Source organism: Pseudidiomarina xizangensis (genome assembly GCF_052541995.1).
On the sequence record NZ_JBOBQA010000001.1, the window covers coordinates 883,304 to 904,070 of the forward strand.

General features: G+C 48.9%; 14 protein-coding genes. 5 read left to right on the plus strand and 9 right to left on the minus strand.

Annotation, left to right across the window (positions count from 1 at the left end; translation table 11 throughout):
- Positions 1 to 14 precede the first annotated feature (14 nt).
- The 9 genes from greA to grpE all read right to left on the minus strand — a co-directional run bounded on the left by greA (position 15) and on the right by grpE (position 11,971).
- On the minus strand, positions 15 to 491 hold the full coding sequence (gene greA / locus ACQ5ES_RS04340) for a transcription elongation factor GreA (RefSeq protein WP_445014720.1): 477 nt from the start codon (positions 489 to 491) through the stop codon (positions 15 to 17).
- On the minus strand, positions 488 to 3,712 hold the full coding sequence (gene carB, locus ACQ5ES_RS04345; RefSeq protein WP_445014721.1) for a carbamoyl-phosphate synthase large subunit: 3,225 nt from the start codon (positions 3,710 to 3,712) through the stop codon (positions 488 to 490). The genes greA and carB overlap by 4 nt, the downstream gene beginning before the upstream one ends.
- A gap of 30 nt (positions 3,713 to 3,742) precedes the next feature.
- Positions 3,743 to 4,903 (minus strand): glutamine-hydrolyzing carbamoyl-phosphate synthase small subunit, encoded by a 1,161-nt coding sequence (gene carA / locus ACQ5ES_RS04350; RefSeq protein WP_445014722.1) that lies wholly within the window; start codon positions 4,901 to 4,903, stop codon positions 3,743 to 3,745.
- Positions 4,904 to 5,054: 151 nt separating this feature from the next.
- The gene (gene dapB / locus ACQ5ES_RS04355; RefSeq protein WP_445014723.1) at positions 5,055 to 5,864 is read right to left on the minus strand and encodes a 4-hydroxy-tetrahydrodipicolinate reductase; all 810 of its coding nucleotides are present in this window, start codon (positions 5,862 to 5,864) and stop codon (positions 5,055 to 5,057) included.
- Entirely contained in the window at positions 5,861 to 7,096 is a 1,236-nt protein-coding gene (locus ACQ5ES_RS04360; RefSeq protein WP_445014724.1) for a dicarboxylate/amino acid:cation symporter, read from the minus strand. The genes dapB and ACQ5ES_RS04360 overlap by 4 nt, the downstream gene beginning before the upstream one ends.
- Before the next feature lie 137 nt (positions 7,097 to 7,233).
- Positions 7,234 to 8,031 carry a M48 family metallopeptidase gene (locus ACQ5ES_RS04365; RefSeq protein WP_445014725.1) on the minus strand — a complete coding sequence of 266 codons (798 nt, stop codon included), beginning with the start codon at positions 8,029 to 8,031 and terminating at the stop codon, positions 7,234 to 7,236.
- 31 nt (positions 8,032 to 8,062) lie between these two features.
- Positions 8,063 to 9,205, minus strand: a complete 1,143-nt coding sequence (gene dnaJ / locus ACQ5ES_RS04370; RefSeq protein ID WP_445014726.1) for a molecular chaperone DnaJ — start codon at positions 9,203 to 9,205, stop codon at positions 8,063 to 8,065.
- Between the two features lie 111 nt (positions 9,206 to 9,316).
- Positions 9,317 to 11,242, minus strand: coding sequence for a molecular chaperone DnaK (dnaK, locus tag ACQ5ES_RS04375; protein ID WP_445014727.1), 1,926 nt, complete (start codon positions 11,240 to 11,242; stop codon positions 9,317 to 9,319).
- A 93-nt stretch (positions 11,243 to 11,335) separates the two neighbouring features.
- Positions 11,336 to 11,971, minus strand: a complete 636-nt coding sequence (grpE, locus tag ACQ5ES_RS04380) for a nucleotide exchange factor GrpE (protein WP_445014728.1) — start codon at positions 11,969 to 11,971, stop codon at positions 11,336 to 11,338.
- A gap of 103 nt (positions 11,972 to 12,074) precedes the next feature.
- On the opposite strand from grpE, the gene nadK reads away from it, so the two are divergent.
- The 5 genes from nadK to ACQ5ES_RS04405 all read left to right on the plus strand — a co-directional run bounded on the left by nadK (position 12,075) and on the right by ACQ5ES_RS04405 (position 20,718).
- Positions 12,075 to 12,965: an NAD(+) kinase gene (gene nadK, locus ACQ5ES_RS04385; protein ID WP_445014729.1), complete on the plus strand. Its 891-nt coding sequence runs from the start codon at positions 12,075 to 12,077 to the stop codon at positions 12,963 to 12,965.
- 123 nt (positions 12,966 to 13,088) lie between these two features.
- Complete coding sequence (recN, locus tag ACQ5ES_RS04390) at positions 13,089 to 14,768, plus strand: DNA repair protein RecN (RefSeq protein WP_445014730.1); 1,680 nt, start codon at positions 13,089 to 13,091, stop codon at positions 14,766 to 14,768.
- A gap of 122 nt (positions 14,769 to 14,890) precedes the next feature.
- Complete coding sequence (bamE, locus tag ACQ5ES_RS04395) at positions 14,891 to 15,238, plus strand: outer membrane protein assembly factor BamE (RefSeq protein ID WP_445014731.1); 348 nt, start codon at positions 14,891 to 14,893, stop codon at positions 15,236 to 15,238.
- Positions 15,239 to 15,290: 52 nt separating this feature from the next.
- Complete coding sequence (locus ACQ5ES_RS04400) at positions 15,291 to 18,032, plus strand: insulinase family protein (RefSeq protein WP_445014732.1); 2,742 nt, start codon at positions 15,291 to 15,293, stop codon at positions 18,030 to 18,032.
- Positions 18,033 to 18,117: 85 nt separating this feature from the next.
- Positions 18,118 to 20,718: an EAL domain-containing protein gene (locus ACQ5ES_RS04405; RefSeq protein ID WP_445014733.1), complete on the plus strand. Its 2,601-nt coding sequence runs from the start codon at positions 18,118 to 18,120 to the stop codon at positions 20,716 to 20,718.
- Positions 20,719 to 20,767 lie beyond the last annotated feature (49 nt).

Sequence of the window (20,767 nt, forward strand, 5' to 3'; positions counted from 1 at the left end):
TTGCTAAGAATAAGCTAAACGTACTCCACCTTAACCACTTCATATTCGACTTCACCGTTCGGGGTATTCACGCGCGCAACGTCATCTATTTGTTTACCGATGAGGGCGCGAGATATCGGTGAGTTCACTGAAATTAGGTTTTGTTTAATATCAGCTTCATCATCACCGACGATACGGTAGGTCACTTCTTTCTCAGTAGCCGTGTTATAGACTGTTACCGTAGCACCGAAAATTATTTTGCCTTGATTCGGTACTTTGGTGACGTCAATGATCTGTGCATTAGAAAGTTTTGCTTCGATCTCCTGAATTCGACCTTCGCAAAAACCTTGTTGTTCACGCGCCGCGTGATACTCAGCATTCTCTTTAAGATCGCCATGCTCACGCGCATCAGAAATTGCCTGGATGATGCGCGGTCTATCTTCAGTTTTTAAACCTTTTAATTCCTCCCGCAGCATCTCGGCGCCGCGGGTTGTCATTGGAATCTGACTCATGCTGTTTCAACCCTTTTATGTAATGACTGCAGTGAATTTACCCGTGCCCGATCGTCTGCAGTATTTGCTTTTACCGTCGCAAAGGCTGCATTTAAGGTGGTGGTGTAAATCACTTTATTCAAGAGTGCTTCACGGCGAATGTAGACTGAGTCTTCAATTGCCTGGCGTCCTTCAACAGTGTTGATGATGTAACTGTACTCGCCGTTTTTAATTGCATCAACAATATTTGGGCGGCCTTCTTGTAGTTTATTCACTACGGTGCAGGTAATACCCTCTTCACTTAGCATTTTTCCCGTACCCCGGGTCGCTTCAAGTGAGAAACCAAGCGCTACCAAGCCACGCGCTAGGTCGAAGATACGAGCTTTATCGCCGTCACGCACCGACAGCAGAGCTTTACCGGCTTTTGCCAAGGCTTCACCTGCACCTAAATTAGCTTTCGCATAAGCTTCTTCGAAGCTTTCACCGACACCCATGACTTCACCGGTGGAACGCATTTCCGGACCACGAATTGGATCGACACCCTGGAATTTAGCGAACGGGATCACCACTTCTTTCACTGAGTAATACGGTGGAATCACTTCTTTTTCGTAACCTTGTTGCTGCAACGTCTGACCCACCATGACTCGCGCTGCAATTTTAGCTAAAGGTACGCCCGTTGCTTTCGAAACGAACGGCACGGTACGGGCTGCGCGCGGGTTGACCTCAATCAGGTAGATTTCGTCATCTTTGATGGCAAACTGAGCGTTCATCAAGCCTTGCACGTTAAGTTCAAAGGCCAACTTACTCATTTGTTCACGTAATTCGTCCTGAATCTTGTCGCTCAACGAGTACGGCGGCAACGAACATGCCGAGTCACCAGAGTGCACACCTGCTTGTTCGATGTGTTGCATAATGCCGCCAATGAAGACACTTTGGCCGTCACAAATAGCGTCAACATCAACCTCAATTGCGTTGTCTAAGAAGCGATCCAATAATACCGGGGCTGAGTTAGAAACTTTTACTGCATCTGTCAGGTAGCGATGCAAGTCGCTTTCGTCATAAACGATCTCCATAGCCCGGCCGCCCAATACGTAACTTGGACGCACAACCAATGGATAACCAATGCGTTCCGCTTCACGCAACGCTTGATCAACTTTGGTTACCGTTGCATTTTCAGGCTGTTTTAAGCCTAACCGATGCACTGCACTTTGGAACCGTTCACGGTCTTCAGCACGGTCAATGGCATCAGGTGACGTACCAATAATCGGCACACCATTAGCTTCCAGCTCACGCGCTAATTTTAGTGGTGTTTGACCGCCGTATTGCACGATAACGCCTTTGGGTTTTTCAACTCGAACGATTTCCAACACATCTTCCAGGGTGATCGGTTCGAAGTACAAACGATCAGAGGTGTCATAATCCGTTGAAACCGTCTCTGGATTACAATTCACCATGATGGTTTCGTAACCATCCTCACGTAACGCCAACGCCGCATGTACACAGCAATAATCAAACTCGATACCTTGACCGATACGGTTTGGACCACCACCGATGACCATAATCTTGTCACGATCCGTTGGTGCAGCTTCGCACTCTTCATCGTAAGTGGAGTACATGTAGGCCGTATCTGAAGCAAATTCCGCAGCACAGGTATCAACCCGTTTGTACACTGGATGCACACCGAGTTCATGACGGCGGCGACGGATTTCGGTTTCCGCTACGTCGAGAACTTCCGCGATCCGCGCATCAGCAAAACCTTTACGCTTCAGTACGCGCAACACGCGTTCATCAAGCCCGGTCATGCCAAGTTTCTGAATTTCGGCTTCAAGTAAAACAATCTCTTCTATTTGAATCAGATACCACTCATCGATGCGCGTGAGTTCAAATACTTCCCGCACTGTCATACCAATACGGAATGCATCGGCAATATAGAAAATACGTTCAGCACCCGGCTCTTTGAGTTCGCGAATCACTTTACCACGCGTTTCAGGATCATTAGGGTCAACCATGGGATCAAATCCAGCGGCCCCAATCTCCAGTCCGCGTAGCGCTTTTTGCAATGATTCTTGCTGATTACGACCAATTGCCATCACCTCTCCCACCGACTTCATCTGGGTGGTTAAGCGGTCATTACAACCAGCAAATTTTTCAAAGTTAAAGCGTGGAATCTTGGTCACAACATAATCGAGCGCAGGCTCGAACGATGCTGGTGTGATACCGCCGGTAATTTCATTCTCGAGTTCATCCAGGGTATAACCAACGGCAAGTTTCGCTGCGACTTTAGCGATCGGAAAACCGGTTGCTTTGGAAGCTAAAGCTGATGAACGTGAGACCCGCGGGTTCATCTCGATAATAACCATACGGCCGGTATCAGGGTCGATACCAAACTGTACGTTGGAGCCACCGGTCTCAACGCCAATTTCACGTAATACGGCCATCGCGGCATTTCGCATCAGCTGGTATTCTCTGTCGCTCAAAGTCTGCGCGGGAGCAACGGTAATCGAATCACCCGTGTGAATACCCATGGCGTCAAAGTTTTCGATAGCACACACGATAATGCAGTTGTCGGCTTTATCGCGCACCACTTCCATTTCAAATTCTTTCCAACCAATCAGCGATTCGTCAATCAGTAACTCTTTAGTCGGCGATAAATCTAAACCGCGACGGCAAATTTCTTCAAATTCTTCACGGTTATAAGCGATACCACCACCGCTCCCACCCATGGTGAACGACGGGCGGATAATACAAGGAAAACCAAGACGTCCCTGTATATCAAAGGCTTCATCAAGATTATGCGCAACTTCCGCATTTGGCGTTTCCAAGCCAATGGCTTTCATTGCTTTGTCGAAGCGGTCGCGATCTTCTGCTTTGTCGATGGCATCGGCGTTCGCGCCGATCATTTCGACATTATATTTTTCTAATACACCATGCTTATCAAGCTCAAGGGCACAGTTTAACGCGGTTTGCCCACCCATGGTCGGTAATACTGCGTCTGGGCGTTCAACTTCAATAATTTTTGCCACGACTTCCCAATGAATGGGCTCGATGTAGGTCACATCTGCCATCTCTGGATCAGTCATAATGGTCGCTGGGTTGGAATTCACCAAGATAACCTTGTAGCCCTCTTCACGCAGAGCTTTACAAGCTTGGGCGCCGGAATAGTCAAACTCACAGGCCTGGCCGATAACAATAGGGCCAGCGCCAAGAATGAGGATGCTTTTTATGTCGGTACGTTTTGGCATAAGTCGATTCGTCCTCCGTTCAGGCAGCGCTTACTGCGTGCGCTGGCTCATCAAGTCAATAAAGTGGTCAAACAAAGGTGCCGCATCGTGCGGACCCGGGCTAGCTTCTGGGTGTCCTTGAAAACTAAAGGCCGGAGCATCGGTGCGATGGATGCCTTGCAAAGTGCCGTCAAACAGCGACTTGTGGGTCACTTTAAGATTTTTTGGGAGATTCGTCTCAGTTACCGCGAAGCCATGGTTTTGACTGGTGATCATGACTCGACCGCTGGCTAAATCTTGCACCGGATGGTTTGCACCATGGTGACCAAATTTCATCTTCGCGGTTTTTGCTCCACTGGCAAGTGCCAACAATTGATGCCCCAGACAAATACCAAACAACGGAACTTTTGCCTCAATCAAATCGCCAATTGCGGTAATCGCATAATCGCAAGGTTCAGGGTCTCCCGGACCGTTCGATAGGAATACCCCGTCTGGATTCAATGCCATAACCTCGCTGGCCGATGTTTGTGCCGGCACCAAAGTGACTTTACAACCGCGATCTGCAAGCATCCGTAAAATATTACGTTTACAACCATAATCGTAGGCGACCACATGGAACTTCGGGTCAGTCAGTTCGCTGAAGCCTTTCCCGAGCTGCCAGCTCTGACTGGTCCATTCATGCGGCGTGCGAATGGTAACTTCCTTGGCCAAATCCATGCCCTGTAACCCTGGAAAACCACGCGCCAAATCCAAAGCGTGATCAACATCCAATTCACCATCGACGTTGCCGGCCATGATACAACCGTTTTGTGCGCCGTTTTTGCGCAATAAACGCGTCAACTTGCGCGTGTCGATATCGGCTATCCCCACCACATTACGCTGCCGCAAGTAATCACCTAGCGACTGCTCAAGACGGAAATTACTGGCTTTTAACGACAAATCGCGGATCACCAGACCTTTCGCCCAAACCCGGTTGGATTCTTCGTCTTCGTGGGTGGTGCCGTAGTTGCCAATGTGGGGATAAGTAAGAGTTACAATTTGTTCAGCATAGGAGGGATCGGTGAGAATTTCTTGGTAACCGGTCATCGCAGTATTAAAAACAACTTCGCCGACTGCAGTGCCACCAGCACCGATAGCAGTGCCGTGAAAAACAGTTCCATCCGCAAGCACCAAAATGGCTTTACTCGCTGAATGGCTCGCTAGAATACTCAAGGTTAACCTCCGTACATAAAAAAACGGGTGAATCATTAAATGACTTCCCCGTTGATTACCTTGCACCAGCTAAAAAGTGCGCGTTTTCAGCTCACCAACTTTACGTTGGTAAATTGGGCTCATATTAAAGAAGATTGATGTCCGCGTCTAGCTAAATTTCGTTCACCAACCTCTGTAGCAATGTTTTCATATCCAGCATATCGCGCATTTCATAGTAGCCCGCAGGTTCTGATGCCAACCACCGTGCAGCCTGCACCGCACCACGAGCAAAAACCTTACGATCACCGACCCTATGAGTTAATTCAATGCGTTCACCGGGCTGTGCCAGTAACACCTGATGTTCGCCAATAATATCTGCAGCGCGCAGCACCGCGAAGCCAATACTGCCAGCCTGACGTTGACCGGCACCACGCAAACCGGCGTTGAGGGCAGCCAACTGCTGTCCGCGCCCTGCGGCGGCAGCTTCGCCGAGCACCAGCGCGGTACCTGAAGGCGCATCACGTTTAGCTTGATGGTGTGCTTCAACAATCTCGATGTCTGCAGCCGGCAATGCGCCACTGGCCAATGCCACCAGTTGTTCCATCACGCAGATGCCAACGCTGGTGTTGGCTGCATACAGCACCGGCACCGATTGCGAAGCGTCACCCAGTTGCTGGCGTTGCGTATCGTCTAAACCTGTGGTGCAGACGACAATAGCTGCCCCTATGCGTTGCGCCAACGTCAGGTTGTGGACTAAGGCATCAGGCAAACTAAAATCGATCATTACATCGACATCTGTCGACTGTAGCTCGCTACCATCACTATAGGTTAAAGCCGTTTCTGGCAAGTGTTCTACTGCTTTACCCAGATGCGATGAGGCGGCACCAACAATAGCCGCACGGCAGCTTAGCTGTTGCTTGGCAAGTTCGGCCAGCACCGCTTGCCCCATCCGTCCACTGGCACCAATAACCGCTACTTTCATGACTGCTCCTGTGCCCTGCCCACAACGTTTTCATTGCTGCTATTATCATCGCGCCCCAGCACTACTGCAACCGCCATATCACCGGTCACATTGGTGGCTGTGCGCGCCATATCGATAACTCGATCAATCGCGGCAATAAACGCTATGCCCTCGAGCGGTAAGCCTATCACATTCAAGGTCACTGTCAGCATAACTAACGCGGTACCGGGCACGCCAGCTGTGCCTATCGAGGCTAGTGTCGCGGTACCGGTAATCAACAGATAGTCCATCCACTCCAGCGGGATTCCATACAATTGCGCAATAAAGATCGCTGCGATAGCCGGATAAATTCCGCCACAGCCATCCATATTGATCGTCGCCCCCAAAGGCAACACAAAGCTGGCGTAAGATTTTTTCACTCCCAACCGCTCGGTAATAGCCTGATGCGCGGCGGGGATTGTGCCAAAACTACTGCAGGTGGTGTACGCCACCAGTTGTGCAGAAAAGACTGACTTGAAGAAATACCAGGGCGACATGCCTGCCAGCCTTACCATGCTGCCGTAAACAAAAACAATGTGCAGCAAACACGCTAGGTAAATAGCTCCGACAAAAGCGGCTAAGGGCGCCAGACTACTAAGACCATAACTGCCCACAACCCAAGCCATTAGACCGAGCACACCCAAAGGGGTTAGTTCCAACACCATCTTGGTGATGCGGTACATCACCTGCGCGCCAGCTTTCAACACATTTCCCAGCGGTTGCGCGGATGCCCCCACCTGACGAATGGCAATACCTACTAGAGCGGCGAAAACCACGATCTGTAGAATTTTACCTTCACTAAGCGCGGCAAATGGATTGCTCGGGATCATATTGAGAAATACCGCTATAGGACCCGGTACTACCTTTTCTTGATAATCGGCAGCAGCCGTCAGATCTTGTGTCGGTGTGACATCTAGCAGACTTCCCACCCCTAATCCAATTAAGCTGGCAATTACCGCAGTCAACAAGAACAAGCCCACGGTCTTGGCGCCTATTTTTCCCAGTCCTTCGTCTTCACCGAATTGCAATATCGCATTGACGATGGCGCAGAAAATAAGCGGTGCGACCAGCATTTTTAGTGCTTGAATAAACAGGTCACCTAAAGGTTTTAGGCCCACAGCGAATTCCGGCACTACCAATCCCGCCAGTACACCAAGCGCAAAAGCGCCCAGCACGCGCTGCCAAAACGGAATCGCAAACCAAGCTTTGAGCATAGATCCTCACATCGATCGTCAAAAAGACTATTGTACGGGCAATGCTCAGAATGGGATTAGAACAAATGGTTATTGCAAAGACAAAAGCGTTATTGGTTATTGGCTGCTGGTGCAATTCAGCAGTTGCCGCGGGGTTGTTAAGGTTTGCGGCAACTGGCTTTTGGGGCCTGACGATAGGTGCTCATCGCGTCGGCGGCTAGCTCTTCAAGCTTATCGATTCGGGTTTGTGGTGATGGATGGGTAGAGAGGAATTCTGGTGGAGTGGGCCCCCCCTGCTTCGCCATATTGCGCCATAATTCTGCGGCTTCACGTGGGTCATAGCCCGCCGCAGCCATGTAACGCAGGCCCAACTCATCGGATTCGCTCTCATGGATACGTGAATACGGTAGAATGTAACCCAACTGCACGCCGAGTCCCAACACACCCATAACTAATGCGGCCTGCTCACTTTCCATTTCCTGACCGACCAGAATACCGCCGAGCTGTAATCCCAACCCCGCAGCGAACTGATTCGACATTCGTTCATTACTATGTTCAGCAATCACATGACCTATTTCATGGCCAATGACCGCAGCCAGCTGAGATGAATTCTCCGCGACGTCAATCAAGCCAGTGTAAACTCCAATTTTGCCGCCCGGTAAGGCAAAAGCATTCACCGCGTCACTATCAAACACGGTGACTTCCCATTGCTGCTGAGCCCATGATGAGGGCAATGTAGCAATCAGATCATCAGCAATACACTGAACATATTGATTTATTGCAGGATCGGTTGAGACTTTCTCTTTTTCTTTAAGCGTATTATAGCTCTGCGCACCTAATTGAGCGATTTCATCGCTACTGAACAACTGTAACTGCGATCGACCTGTTGGTGATTGCGTACACGCCATTAAACCAACAAGGGCCGTAGCTATAAGTCCGAACTTTAACGTGCGCATCGCTTTACTCCAATTGAACTTGTTAAAACGCTTATCCGCGGAGATCGTCAAAGAAACGTTTCACACCATCAAAAAAGCCTTTTTCTTTCGGCCGATAGCGTGCTGCTTCATCACCACTGCCCATCGACTCATCGAGCTCACGCAACAAATCACGCTGCTCATCCGACAAGTTTACTGGTGTTTCAATAACAACCTTACAAATCAGATCTCCCACCGCACCGGTACGCACTGAACGTACACCTTTACCACGTAAGCGGAAAAGCTTGCCGGTTTGGGTCTCGGCTGGAATTTTAAGATTCACTTTACCTTCCAGCGTTGGCACCTGAATTTCACCACCCAATGCAGAATGGGTGAAACTTAAAGGTACTTCACAATACAGATTATTGCCATCTCGCTTGAAGATCGGATGTTCACGAACGTGCACCTGAACGTATAAGTCGCCGGCAGGTGCGCCCATTTCGCCGGCCTCACCTTCGCCGTTAAGCCGAATCCGGTCACCAGTATCAACGCCTGCTGGGATCTTCACATTCAAAGTTTTGGTGCGCTCGACGCGACCTTCACCATGACAAGTACGGCATGGGTCTTTAATCACTTTACCGCGGCCACGACAATGGGGACAGGGCTGTTGCACAGCAAAGAAGCCTTGGCGCATCTGTATCTGACCACTACCATGACAGTGCGAGCAAGTTTCTGCGCTTGAACCTTTGTGGGCTCCGGAGCCATCACAGTCTTCACATTCCGTTAATTTAGGAATCTTCAGATCGACTTCTTTACCACGCACTGCTTCTTCTAGAGACAACTCGAGGTTGTAGCGTAAATCAGCGCCACGTGCCGCCTGCGCCCGGCCACGCCGACCACCGCCACCAAAGATATCACCGAACACGTCACCAAAAATATCGGCAAAATCCGCTCCCCCGGCACCACCACCGCCAAAGCCTCCCTGGCCTTGCTCAAATGCGGCATGACCATATTGGTCATAGGCTGCGCGTTTTTGCGGATCAGAAAGCACTTCATAGGCAGTTTTGACCTCTTTAAATTTCAGCTCGAGGTCTTTGTCACCCTTGGTGCGATCTGGGTGATATTTCATTGCCATGCGTTTGTAGGCTTTCTTGATGTCGCGTTCGCTAGCATCTCTGCTTACGTCCAGCACTTCATACAAATCTGGTTTCGCCATAATATTGCGTCTTCCACTTTCCTATTTAGCTACGTCCTGAAACAAACACACGGAGGCCACCTGCTGGCAACCCCCGTGCGTTGTTATCACAGACACCCGGTGGGCGTATGATTATTTCTTCTCGTCGTCTTTGACTTCTTCAAACTCAGCATCCACGACGTCATCGTCTTGCTTCGCTTGTTCGCCACCAGCATCGGCATCAGCATCTTGTTGTTGCTGAGCTTGTTGCTGCGCTGCTTCCATCAATTTGCTAGACGCTTCAATTAGCGCTTGCTGTTTAGCTTCGATCTGTTCTTTCTCGTTGCTCTTCACAGCAGCTTCAAGTTCGCCGATAGCAGCTTCTATTTTCTCTTTTTCAGCGCTATCTAAGCCTTCACCGACTTCCTCAAGTTGCTTCCGTGTCGCGTGAACCAGTGCATCCGCTTGGTTGCGTACTTGCACCATTTCTTCGAACTTACGGTCATCTTCAGCATGCGCTTCAGCATCGCGAACCATTTTCTCGACATCATCATCAGTTAGGCCAGATGACGCTTTAATGGTGATCTTCTGCTCTTTACCAGTGTCTTTGTCTTTCGCCGACACATGCAGAATACCATCGGCATCGAGGTCAAATGTGACTTCAATTTGCGGTACGCCACGTGGCGCTGAACGAATACCCTCTAGATTAAATTGGCCTAGTGATTTGTTGTCAGCACCGCGTTTACGTTCACCCTGCAGTACATGCACGGTTACCGCCGACTGATTATCATCAGCTGTCGAGAACGTTTGCGACTGTTTGGTCGGAATCGTGGTGTTCTTCTCAATCAGTTTGGTCATTACCCCGCCCATGGTTTCGATACCCAATGACAGCGGTGTAACGTCGAGTAGAAGTACATCTTTCACATCACCTTGCAAGACGCCTGCTTGAACTGCTGCACCAACGGCGACAGCTTCATCAGGGTTGACATCACGGCGTGGTTCTTTACCGAAGAAGTCCGTGACTGCCTGCAATACTTTCGGCATGCGGGTTTGACCACCAACTACGATAATGTCCTGGATATCGCTTACCGAGAGATCAGCATCAGCAAGAGCTTGTTTAACTGGCTCTAGCGATTTGGTGATCAGGTCTTCAACCAAGGATTCCAACTTCGCACGGGTTACTTTAATCGCCAAGTGCTTAGGACCAGTATTATCTGCAGTAATATACGGCAGGTTTACTTCGGTCTGCTGCGCAGATGATAATTCGATCTTGGCTTTCTCAGCAGCTTCTTTCAGACGTTGCATCGCGAGCGGATCTTTGCGCAAATCAATACCTTGATCTTTCTTGAACTGCTCGACCAAGTAGTTAATCAAACGGTTATCAAAGTCTTCACCACCGAGGTGGGTATTACCATTAGTCGCCAGTACTTCGAAGGTGTGCTCGCCTTCAACTTCATCAATTTCGATAATTGAGATGTCGAACGTACCACCACCTAAGTCATAAACGGCAATGGTGTTATCGCCTTTTTTCTTATCAAGGCCATAGGCCAAAGCCGCAGCTGTTGGCTCATTGATAATACGCTTGACTTCAAGACCGGCAATACGGCCAGCATCTTTCGTCGCTTGACGCTGAGCATCATTAAAGTACGCAGGCACGGTGATCACCGCTTCCGTGACTTTCTCACCGAGAAAATCCTCTGCAGTTTTCTTCATTTTCTTCAGAATTTCTGCAGAGATCTGCGGTGGTGCTTTTTTGTCGTCGTTAATTTCGACCCAAGCGTCACCGTTTTCAGCTTCAATGATTTTATACGGCATAATGCCGATATCACGTTGCACTTCTTCGTCTTTAAAACGACGACCAATCAAGCGCTTAATCGCGAACAAGGTTTTATTCGGATTCGTTACCGCCTGGCGTTTCGCTGGTTGTCCAACCAAAGTTTCGCCGTCGTCAGTGAACGCTACGACCGATGGTGTGGTGCGATCGCCCTCTGCGTTTTCAATTACGCGTGGCTTGTCGCCGTCTAAAACAGCTACGCACGAGTTTGTGGTACCTAAATCTATTCCAATAATTTTGCCCATGTTTATCTCCAACTCCAACATTCAAAACTAATTCGTTATTCCTGATATGGGGGGCATTGATTGGTTTTCAATGCCTTCCACTCCAAAGTTCTGCTAGTTTTTTACCACCATAACCATAGCTGGACGCAACAAGCGGCCACTCAAGGTGTACCCCTTCTGCATTACCGCTAAAATCGTGTTGTTTTCTTTATCTTCGGCGGCTTGCATCGACATTGCCTGATGTAAGTCTGGATTAAAGGTTTCGCCCTCCTCACCCACTGCTTCAACACCAAATTTTTGTAACGTGCTGAGCAAGCTTTTATGGGTAAGCTCGATACCTTCCAGGAAGTTAGCGTTGATGGTTTCTTCTTCAGCCGCAATGGCTAACGCACGCTCTAAATTATCAACAGTGGTGAGCAGCTCGTTGGCAAACTTTTCTAGCGCAAACTTGTGTGCTTTTTCAACGTCCATTGATGCTCGGCGGCGCACGTTTTCCATTTCAGCAACAGCACGAACTGCGCGGTCGTTTGACTCTTCAACGCGTTGTTCGGTTTGCGCGAGCGCCAATTCGAGCTCGGCGATTTTCTCATTCACTGCATCACCCTCGTTGCTCTGCTCTTGCTGAGCGTCGGGCGCAGCCTGGTTGGCATGCTCTTCGTTAGTGTCGTCCATGCCATCGTCGATCGTCTGTTCGTTATCGTAGTCAACTTCTGTTTGCTGATTTTCCTTCGCAGAATCGTGTTTTGTCATGTTTCGTTACTCTTCCAATGTGATATAACTAAGCTTGTGCACAGTTATGGGGGCACACTTTTTTCGATTCAAGGCTCACCCGCATAAAATTGGGGAAACTTTAATGACAGCGACGACTCAACGGGCGTTCCAGCGCCTGGCGTTATTAGGCAAAGTGAACCATGAGGCAACACGAACCACCTTAATGACCTTAGAACGGGAACTCAAAGCCGCAGGAGTCCATGTCATTATTGAGGAACGTACTGCCAAACAGCTAATCAATAGCGATAGTCCTACGTTTAGCCTCGACGATCTTGGGCAAGCAGCCGATTTAGCTGTAGTTGTTGGCGGTGATGGCAACATGCTAGGCGCTGCGCGGGTGCTCTGTGAAAACGATATCGCAGTAATTGGTGTTAATCGTGGCAATCTCGGGTTTCTCACCGATCTTGATCCTGACCATGTAGTCGAACAATTGCTTGCCGTACTAGAGGGTGACTACCTGTCAGAACAACGTTTCCTGTTGCAGGCTGAAGTCATCCGCGACGGTCAACGTCGCGACGTGGGCCGCGCCATCAACGAGGTCGTGCTGCATTCCGATAAAGTCGCGCACATGATTGAGTTTGAGGTTTACGTCGATCACGACTTTGTCTATAGCCAACGGTCAGACGGCTTAATTGTCAGTACGCCAACAGGTTCTACCGCTTATTCATTATCTGGCGGTGGACCTATCATGATGCCTAACCTGAATGCTATCTCGTTAGTTCCCATGTTTCCGCATACCCTGAGCAGCCGGCCTATTGTGGTCGATGCAAATTGCACGTTACATCTGCGCCCGGCTCCCGATAATGGCCCATTGCAGATTAGCTGCGACGGGCACCGTCGTATGGATGTACTCCCTAAAGATGAGGTTCTGATCCATAAATATCCGCATACATTGCGGCTGATTCACCCTAAAGATCACAGCTATTTCAGAGTGTTAAGGAATAAGCTGGGCTGGGGTAGTCGACTCTTTTAAAATCCGCCTTGCATTACTGTATGATTACTGTATAACTACTGTATGTAAACACAGTGGTTAAGTTTCATACGTTGTCGCATCATGCCACCCGTGGTGCATGTTGCCACATAAGAGAGGTTCCTCATGTTGATGCATCTTCAAGTCCGCAACTTCGCCGTGGTTCGTCAATTAACCGTCGATTTTCAAGCCGGCATGACTGCAATCACCGGTGAAACAGGCGCAGGTAAATCCATTGCCTTAGATGCCCTTGGACTCTGCCTGGGTGACCGAGCCGAAACCGACTCCATTCGCGCTGACGCAGAGAAGGCCGAAGTCATCGCAAGCTTCCATTTGCTGGCAAAGTCACCAGCAGAATTATGGTTGGCCGACAACGAATTGCGTGATGATGAAGAACCTGATCACTGTGTGCTACGCCGCCTTATCAACCGTGAAGGTCGCTCAAAGGCTTGGATCAACGGCTATCCGGTCAATGTTGCTCAGCTGAAACAGCTGGCCCCACTGCTGGTTAATATTCACGGTCAGCATGAACATCAACTTTTGAGTAAACCTGAGCACCAGCTCGATATTCTCGATGCTTACGCACGCCATTCGGATGTGTTAAAAGAGGTAGCGATCGCCTATCAACATTGGTATCAACTTCGTAAACAACAAAAGCAAGCTTTGCAGCAACAAGAAGAACGCCAGTCTCGTGCTCAGTTGGTTCGCTATCAAGTTGAAGAACTCGATCAGTTTGCCTTGCGTGAAGGGGAATATTTAGAGTTAGAACAGCAACATAAACGCTTAAGTAACAGTTCTGCACTACAAGAAGATAGCCAATTTGCTCTGAACGCCCTGTATGAAGGTGAGCACAATAACGCCTACAGCTTAGTGCAAGCGGCGTTGACCCGTTTGGAAGAACAACTCAGCATTGATGCGCAACTTCAACCCGCGGTGAAGCTATTGAGTGATGCGAGTGTACAAATAGAAGAAGCCGCGCGCGAATTACGTCTTTATAGCGACAACGTTGAGATCGATGATCATCTTCTCAACCAGACTGAGCGTCGGGTAACCCAAGCTGTGCAGTTAGCGCGTAAGCATCAACTCGACCCACAACAGTTACCTGCACTACATCAACAGTTGAGCCAAGAATTGGCGGAACTAGAAGCCGCGGAAGCTGAACTCGCTAGTTCCGATGAACAGGTTCAGGCGGCGGCACAAGAGTATCGTGAAGTTGCAGCTAAGCTCTCAAAACAGCGGCAACGCGCCGCGCAGGAGCTCAGCGAGCAAATCTCGGCATCCATGCGTGCTCTGAATATGCCTCATGGTCGATTCGTTATCTCTGTTGATCATCAGGCGCAAGCACCTGCTACCCGCATGGGAACCGACGCGGTGGTTTTTCAAGTCACGACAAACCCAGGTCAACCTTTACAGCCGCTTGCTAAAGTTGCTTCAGGCGGTGAGCTGTCTCGCATAAGTCTCGCTATTCAGGTTATCACTGCGGCACAGTTAACGACTCCTACACTTATGTTCGATGAAGTGGATGTTGGTGTTAGTGGCGCTACCGCTGCCACCGTCGGAAAGTTATTGCGGCAACTGGGCAAGAACAATCAGGTCATTTGTGTTACTCACCTACCCCAAGTCGCAGCTCTTGCTCACCAACAACTACGCGTGGACAAAGTCACTGACGGTGAAAGCACAGAAACAACGATGGTCGCGCTCGATCACGATCATCGCGTGATAGAGCTCGCACGTTTGCTCGGTGGCGATACCATTACCGCAACAACCAAAGCAAATGCCGCTGAGTTACTTGCGACAGCATCTTAACTATTTTGGGAACATTCCCTTAAGATTAAGGTCAATCTTGTGCGCAAGGCTAGTTATTCACGATAGCTTTGTTTATCATTCGTATTAATGAGCTCCTCAAACAAAGAAGTAAAACATATTTTATGAAAAAACTAATGCTAATCGGCATGGTGATCGCATTAAGTGGTTGCTCCGTATTTGAGAAACTGGTGTATCGAATCGATGTACCGCAAGGAAACTATCTTGAGCAACGCGACGTCAACCAGTTGCGCGTTGGCATGAACAAAGAACAAGTCGCCTACGTACTTGGTGTTCCTGTCGCAGAAAACGTGTTTGCTAATGACACTTGGTACTATGTTTTCAATATGGAATCCGGTACCGGTGACGATTATCGACGTAGCGTCACACTGACCTTTGACGACGACAAACTTGCGACCTATGAAGGTGATTTCGATCGTCCAGAGAATTTTGACACGCCGCTGGATCAATAAGTAGGCAGTTGCCAGCGCACCTCCGCAACCAGAGAAAAATTCCGGGGAGTGTATGAAGCCGAGCAACCGCCTCGACCGTTTTACGGATATTATTCAAAGCCCCACTGACCATCGTAACTACGCGATGGTCAAGTTAGCTAATGGCTTGCGCTGCGCTCTCGTTCACGACTCCAAAGCACAACAAAGTACCGCCGCTTTAGCTGTTGCGGCTGGTCATTTTCATGATCCACTGCAAACTCAGGGCCTTGCTCACTTCCTCGAGCATATGCTTTTTCTTGGCACAGCAGGCTATCCAAAGGCGACCGACTACCAAGACTTTATTCATCAGCACGGTGGTCATCACAATGCCTGGACCGGCACTGAGTACAGCAGTTACTATTTTAATTGTGACAGCACGGCATTTGAATCCGCACTTGATCGGTTCTCCCGTTTTTTCTATCAACCTACCTTTAATGCCGACTGGATATCCAAAGAAGTACAGTCGATTGAGTCGGAGTTCCAGCTCAAGACAAAAGATGAATTGCGCAGACTTTATCAAGTGCATAAAGCAACGGCTAATCCGGCTCACCCCTTTCATAAATTTTCCGTTGGTAATCTCAGCACACTAACCGACGATGGTGACACCGAGATATTACAAACAGAAGTGCAAGACTTTTTTTCCAAATGGTACCGTGCCAACCGCATGACCTTGGTGCTTGCCGGACCACAATCGCTCGACCAACTGGAGACTATGGCGGCGGGTTACTTTAGTCATATACAGGGCGATGGACCTGCCGTTCAGGCGGAAACCGCACCGCTGTATTTACCTGATCAGTTGGGGATACAGTTGAATGTGCGCCCGATTAAAGATGCCAGACGTCTAATTCTTGCCTTCGCCTTGCCAGGCATTGATGACGATTATGCCCATAAATCTACCAGCTTTATTGCGCACTTATTAGGCTACGAAGGTCCCGGAAGCTTGTTTGCTGAACTTCACCATCGCAACTTGATCAATAGTTTGTCTGCCGGCGGCGGAATCAGTGGCAGCAACTTCAAAGATTTTAATATCAATATGCAGCTCACCGATGAAGGCCTCGCCTCAACAGATACAATCATTGAGCAAATCTTTGCCACAATTCGGTTAATAGAGCGCGAAGGGCTGCAACAATGGCGTTATGTTGAACGGCAGACTGCGATTGCCAATGCATTTCGTTTTCAAGAGCCCGCACGCACATCAGATCTCGCAGCGCAGCTTGCGATCAATATGCACCATTACAGTCATCAAGATCTGATTTTTGGCGATTATCGAATGGCTGGTTTAAATCGTCAGAAAACTAAGCAATTATTGGCTGCAATGACACCGCAAAATATGCGTTTAACGCTTATTCACAAACAGGTTGAGGTGAATCAGCATGAACCGATTTATGGTACCGATTATCAGCTAAGCCATCTCACTACGGAACAAATTGCCCGATGGTCGACACCAACCCGCACGTGGGCGACATTACCGCCCCCAAACCCCTATTTACATGAGCTGCAAGCCCCACTGCCGTTAGCAGAACCTAGTTGTTCGACACCTCGATGTCATTGCCCGGTGGATGGCCTGACGTTATGGCATTTACAGGATCCTGATTTCCGGGCACCGAAAGCTCATATTTATTGTCAGTTCATTTTGCCTGAAGCTACTCGTTCAGCCCGGCACTACGCCTGTGCGAGACTTTGGAGTGAGCTAATGATTGATCTGCTGAATGAAGCTTGTTACGACGCAGAAATCGCCGGATTGCACTTTAATATTTATCCCCAACACTACGGCATCACGCTGCACGTAAGCGGTTACTCCGTTGGCATAGCTGAGCTTACAACGCACTTGTTGAGTCAGTTTCAACAATCACGCTTCGCAGATGCACGCTGGCATGACATTCATCAAAAACTTCAGGATAATTGGCAGTCCGCATTAGCTAATAAGCCACTGAGCTTGCTGTTTGCGCGACTCAATGTGCTCTTGCAACCGCATATGTATGCACTTAGCGATCTTGCAGCAGCACTCGCTGAAGTCAGCCTACCTGACTTCAAGCAGTGGCAAGCTACGCTATTCAGTCCCGCTGAGGTTAAAGTTTTTGCTCATGGTGATCTTGACCTTGCACGCTTGGACCCTTTATTGCGAGGGATTCCACAACATTTTGCGCTGCGCGAAAATTTGCAGGCGCAAGTACCGCCAACGTATTCAGTTGCCGACCTAAAACAGTCTGGCAAACTTCAAGAACGGGGACAGCTGCAAACCCGCCACAGTGACCACGCGGCATTGTTAGTTATTCAAGGTCAGTCGATGGATATCACCGAACAGGCGACCTTACTCTTGCTCAGTCAGTTTATCCAGCCGCATTTTTTCAATGAATTGCGCACACACCAACAGTTAGGTTATGTCGTCGGCAGCACCTATATGCCCATCGAACAACACCCTCATCTTTTGCTTTATGTACAAAGCAGCCGGTACCCTGCAGCAACACTAAGGGAACGGATAAGTACTTTTATTGAAGATTTTACCGAACAACTCGAGTATTTAGGCACCAATGATCTCGATAATATTCGCAAATTTTTAATTCTCAAATTACGTGAGCCCGACACCAATTTGCGCCTAAGAAGCCAACGACTATGGACCTGCGTTTCGCAGTACCACGTCAACTTTAATCGCCTCGACGAGATCGCGGAACTGCTTGAAAGGCATACAACTTCGTTTTTTATTGAAAAAATACGGCAACAATTGCTTGCAACTGAGAACCATGGCTTTATTCAAGCTACTCCTAAAGAGCTTTGACAGCAGACGTTAAATTGTTTAATTTGAAGCTTATATAACAAAAATAAGAGTTGTGCCAGAACACAGCCTAACAACAGGATGACACGTGCGCTTCAATACACAGGTGAGAAGGTGGTGGTTGACTGGGCTCTTGGCCTGGTCATTAATCGCTCCGGCAGCCGCGCAATCAAACGCGGATGATTGGCGCGTAGAGTTGATCACACTGCGTGTCGCGAATAAGCCAATTAACGCTAATGAGCTTGATGCGCGTAACCTCGCGCAACTTTATAGTGCTGAAAACCTGTATTTACCCCCCCTCGACCAACCCTTAACCATCGAGTTTGGTGCGCCCTATGCGCCGGCTGCACAAAAACTCTACTACCGTTATAAACTTGAGGGTTTCGACAAAGAGTGGATCTATACCGACGCTGACTATCGTCGGGCAACCTATACCAATATTGACTTTGGCCACTATACATTTAAGGTACAGGCTTCGCCTAATAGCGAAACTTGGCTTGGTGAACGACAACTCAATGTTAGAGTCGCAGCACCTGTATGGTTGTCACCATGGGCAATAGCTATCTACGTGGCGTTGTTACTTGGCTTACTGCTCGCCTTCGGCACCATCCTTGGGGCTCGCCGGCAAGCCATACACTTATTACGCGACAGCGAAGAACGTTTAAAGCTGAGTTTATGGGGCAGTGGTGACCAATTATGGGATTGGCACATTAGTCGCAATGAATTACACCGACACAATACCTGGCGCAATCTAAAGAGTTTTCCGCAAGATGGTATCCGCGACGGTATCGATGAAACTTCCTCGAACATCCATGAATCGGATCTTCGTAAAGTTCAACGCGCCTTGCGCGATTACCTCGATGGTCGCACTAGTCATTACGAGCAAACCTATCGAATTGCTACGGATAAAGGCTGGATATGGGTTCTCGATCGCGGCAAGATCGTCACCTACGATGACCAGCAGCAACCGGCGCGCATGACCGGAACGCTTAAAGATATTACCCCGCTGGTGACTGCTGAAGAACGGTTGAAGATGCTGGCCGCGTCAATCACCAATATCTCTGATGGTGTTTGTATTTACGACCATAAGTTTCAGGTTGTTGAAACCAACCAATCATTCAGCAAAATTACCGGTTATCGCCGTGACGATATGCTCGGCCATACCTTGCAGTTGAGCCTCTACAGCCCCGATTACTTGAACCAGATTAAGCAAATGGTACAACAGCATGGCAGCTGGCATGGCGAAATTGAGGATCTGCGAAAAGATGGCACCGTCTATCAAATGGAATTGACCTTTGATGCCATCGTCGATGATAGCAATGAAATTTCCTACTATGTTGCGACCTTCTCCGATATCACCGACCGTAAAAATGCGGAGCGTGAACTACGACGGTTATCAAACACCGATACCTTGACCGGCTTGCCTAACCGCTCCTATTTTCAAGTCAGCCATTCTAACCTGGTGCGTAAGCGCATCATGCATGCACTATTATTGTTTGATTTGGATGACTTTAAAAAAATAAATGACTCATTGGGTCACGAAATTGGCGACCACTTACTTATGCACGTAGCTGAGCGTGTGGCCGAGGTAGGACGCCCCCAAGATACCTTCTATCGCTTAGGAGGCGATGAATTTAATCTGATTCTCGAGGACACTGCTGACGTACGCGTTATCACCACCGCTGCAAAACGTATTCTTGAATGTTTATCGGAGCCATTTCATATCAGTGGCCATGATATCGTGGTTAGTAGTTCCATCGGTATTGTGGTGTATCCGAACGATGGTCAGTCATCACAGGAACTTCTGCAGAACGCTGACACAGCGATGTATCATGCTAAGAATCGCGGCGGCAACACCTACCAGTTCTTCAATGAATCGATGAACAAAAATGCAGTGCGCCGCTTGCAGGTTGAAAATCAACTACGCCAAGCACTGCGCAGCAATTATTTGCAAGTTCATTATCAACCGAAAGTTTCCCTACGCACCAACACCTTCGTCGGACTCGAAGCTTTGGTGCGCCTCGAGATTCCGGGTACTGGCATCATCAGCCCAGCTGAATTTATTCCGCTGGCTGAAGAAACCGGGCTTATTATTGACGTCGGTGAGCGTGTGCTTCGACAAACGTGTCGGGATATGCGCGAATGGGTAGCTGCTGGAGCGGTTCAAGGGCGTGTAGCTGTAAATCTGTCCGCCAAGCAGTTTCTGCAACCTGACCTTACCAAACGTATTATGAGCATCTTAAACGAAGAAGGTTTAGCGCCGGAACATTTAGAGTTAGAAATTACTGAGGGCGTCGTCATGGACGATCCGGAACACGCCATTGAAATCATGACAGAGTTAAATAACTGCGGTATTCATTTAGCGCTTGATGACTTCGGCACTGGGTACTCATCGTTGGCCTATCTAAAACGCTTCCCTATTCAAACGCTGAAAATTGACAAAGCCTTCATCGATGACATTAATGGTGCTGAGCGAGATCGCAATATGGTTGCCTCCATCGTTGCGATGGCACATAACCTTGGACTCGATGTGGTAGCTGAAGGCGTGGTTGACCACGAGCAGGCCAATACCCTGACTAACCTCGATTGTGAATACGCCCAAGGCTTCTTGTTTGCACAACCACTACGACGTGAGCATTTTCTCGCCCACATAGCAACGACCTTAGCCACCCTTCCTAGAAGTGACTAGCACGGTCGCAAAAATAAATTATTGCCGCCCACACCAGGGCCCGCGGTAA

What these genes read in the sequence shown, in the direction of transcription:
- greA (WP_445014720.1), bottom strand. Translation starts at nt 491, where the DNA reads ATGAGTCAGATTCCAATGACAACCCGCGGCGCCGAGATGCTGCGGGAG.
- carB (WP_445014721.1), bottom strand. Translation starts at nt 3,712, where the DNA reads ATGCCAAAACGTACCGACATAAAAAGCATCCTCATTCTTGGCGCTGGC.
- dapB (WP_445014723.1), bottom strand. Translation starts at nt 5,864, where the DNA reads ATGAAAGTAGCGGTTATTGGTGCCAGTGGACGGATGGGGCAAGCGGTG.
- ACQ5ES_RS04360 (WP_445014724.1), bottom strand. Translation starts at nt 7,096, where the DNA reads ATGCTCAAAGCTTGGTTTGCGATTCCGTTTTGGCAGCGCGTGCTGGGC.
- ACQ5ES_RS04365 (WP_445014725.1), bottom strand. Translation starts at nt 8,031, where the DNA reads ATGCGCACGTTAAAGTTCGGACTTATAGCTACGGCCCTTGTTGGTTTA.
- dnaJ (WP_445014726.1), bottom strand. Translation starts at nt 9,205, where the DNA reads ATGGCGAAACCAGATTTGTATGAAGTGCTGGACGTAAGCAGAGATGCT.
- dnaK (WP_445014727.1), bottom strand. Translation starts at nt 11,242, where the DNA reads ATGGGCAAAATTATTGGAATAGATTTAGGTACCACAAACTCGTGCGTA.
- grpE (WP_445014728.1), bottom strand. Translation starts at nt 11,971, where the DNA reads ATGACAAAACACGATTCTGCGAAGGAAAATCAGCAAACAGAAGTTGAC.
- nadK (WP_445014729.1), top strand. Translation starts at nt 12,075, where the DNA reads ATGACAGCGACGACTCAACGGGCGTTCCAGCGCCTGGCGTTATTAGGC.
- recN (WP_445014730.1), top strand. Translation starts at nt 13,089, where the DNA reads ATGTTGATGCATCTTCAAGTCCGCAACTTCGCCGTGGTTCGTCAATTA.
- bamE (WP_445014731.1), top strand. Translation starts at nt 14,891, where the DNA reads ATGAAAAAACTAATGCTAATCGGCATGGTGATCGCATTAAGTGGTTGC.
- ACQ5ES_RS04400 (WP_445014732.1), top strand. Translation starts at nt 15,291, where the DNA reads ATGAAGCCGAGCAACCGCCTCGACCGTTTTACGGATATTATTCAAAGC.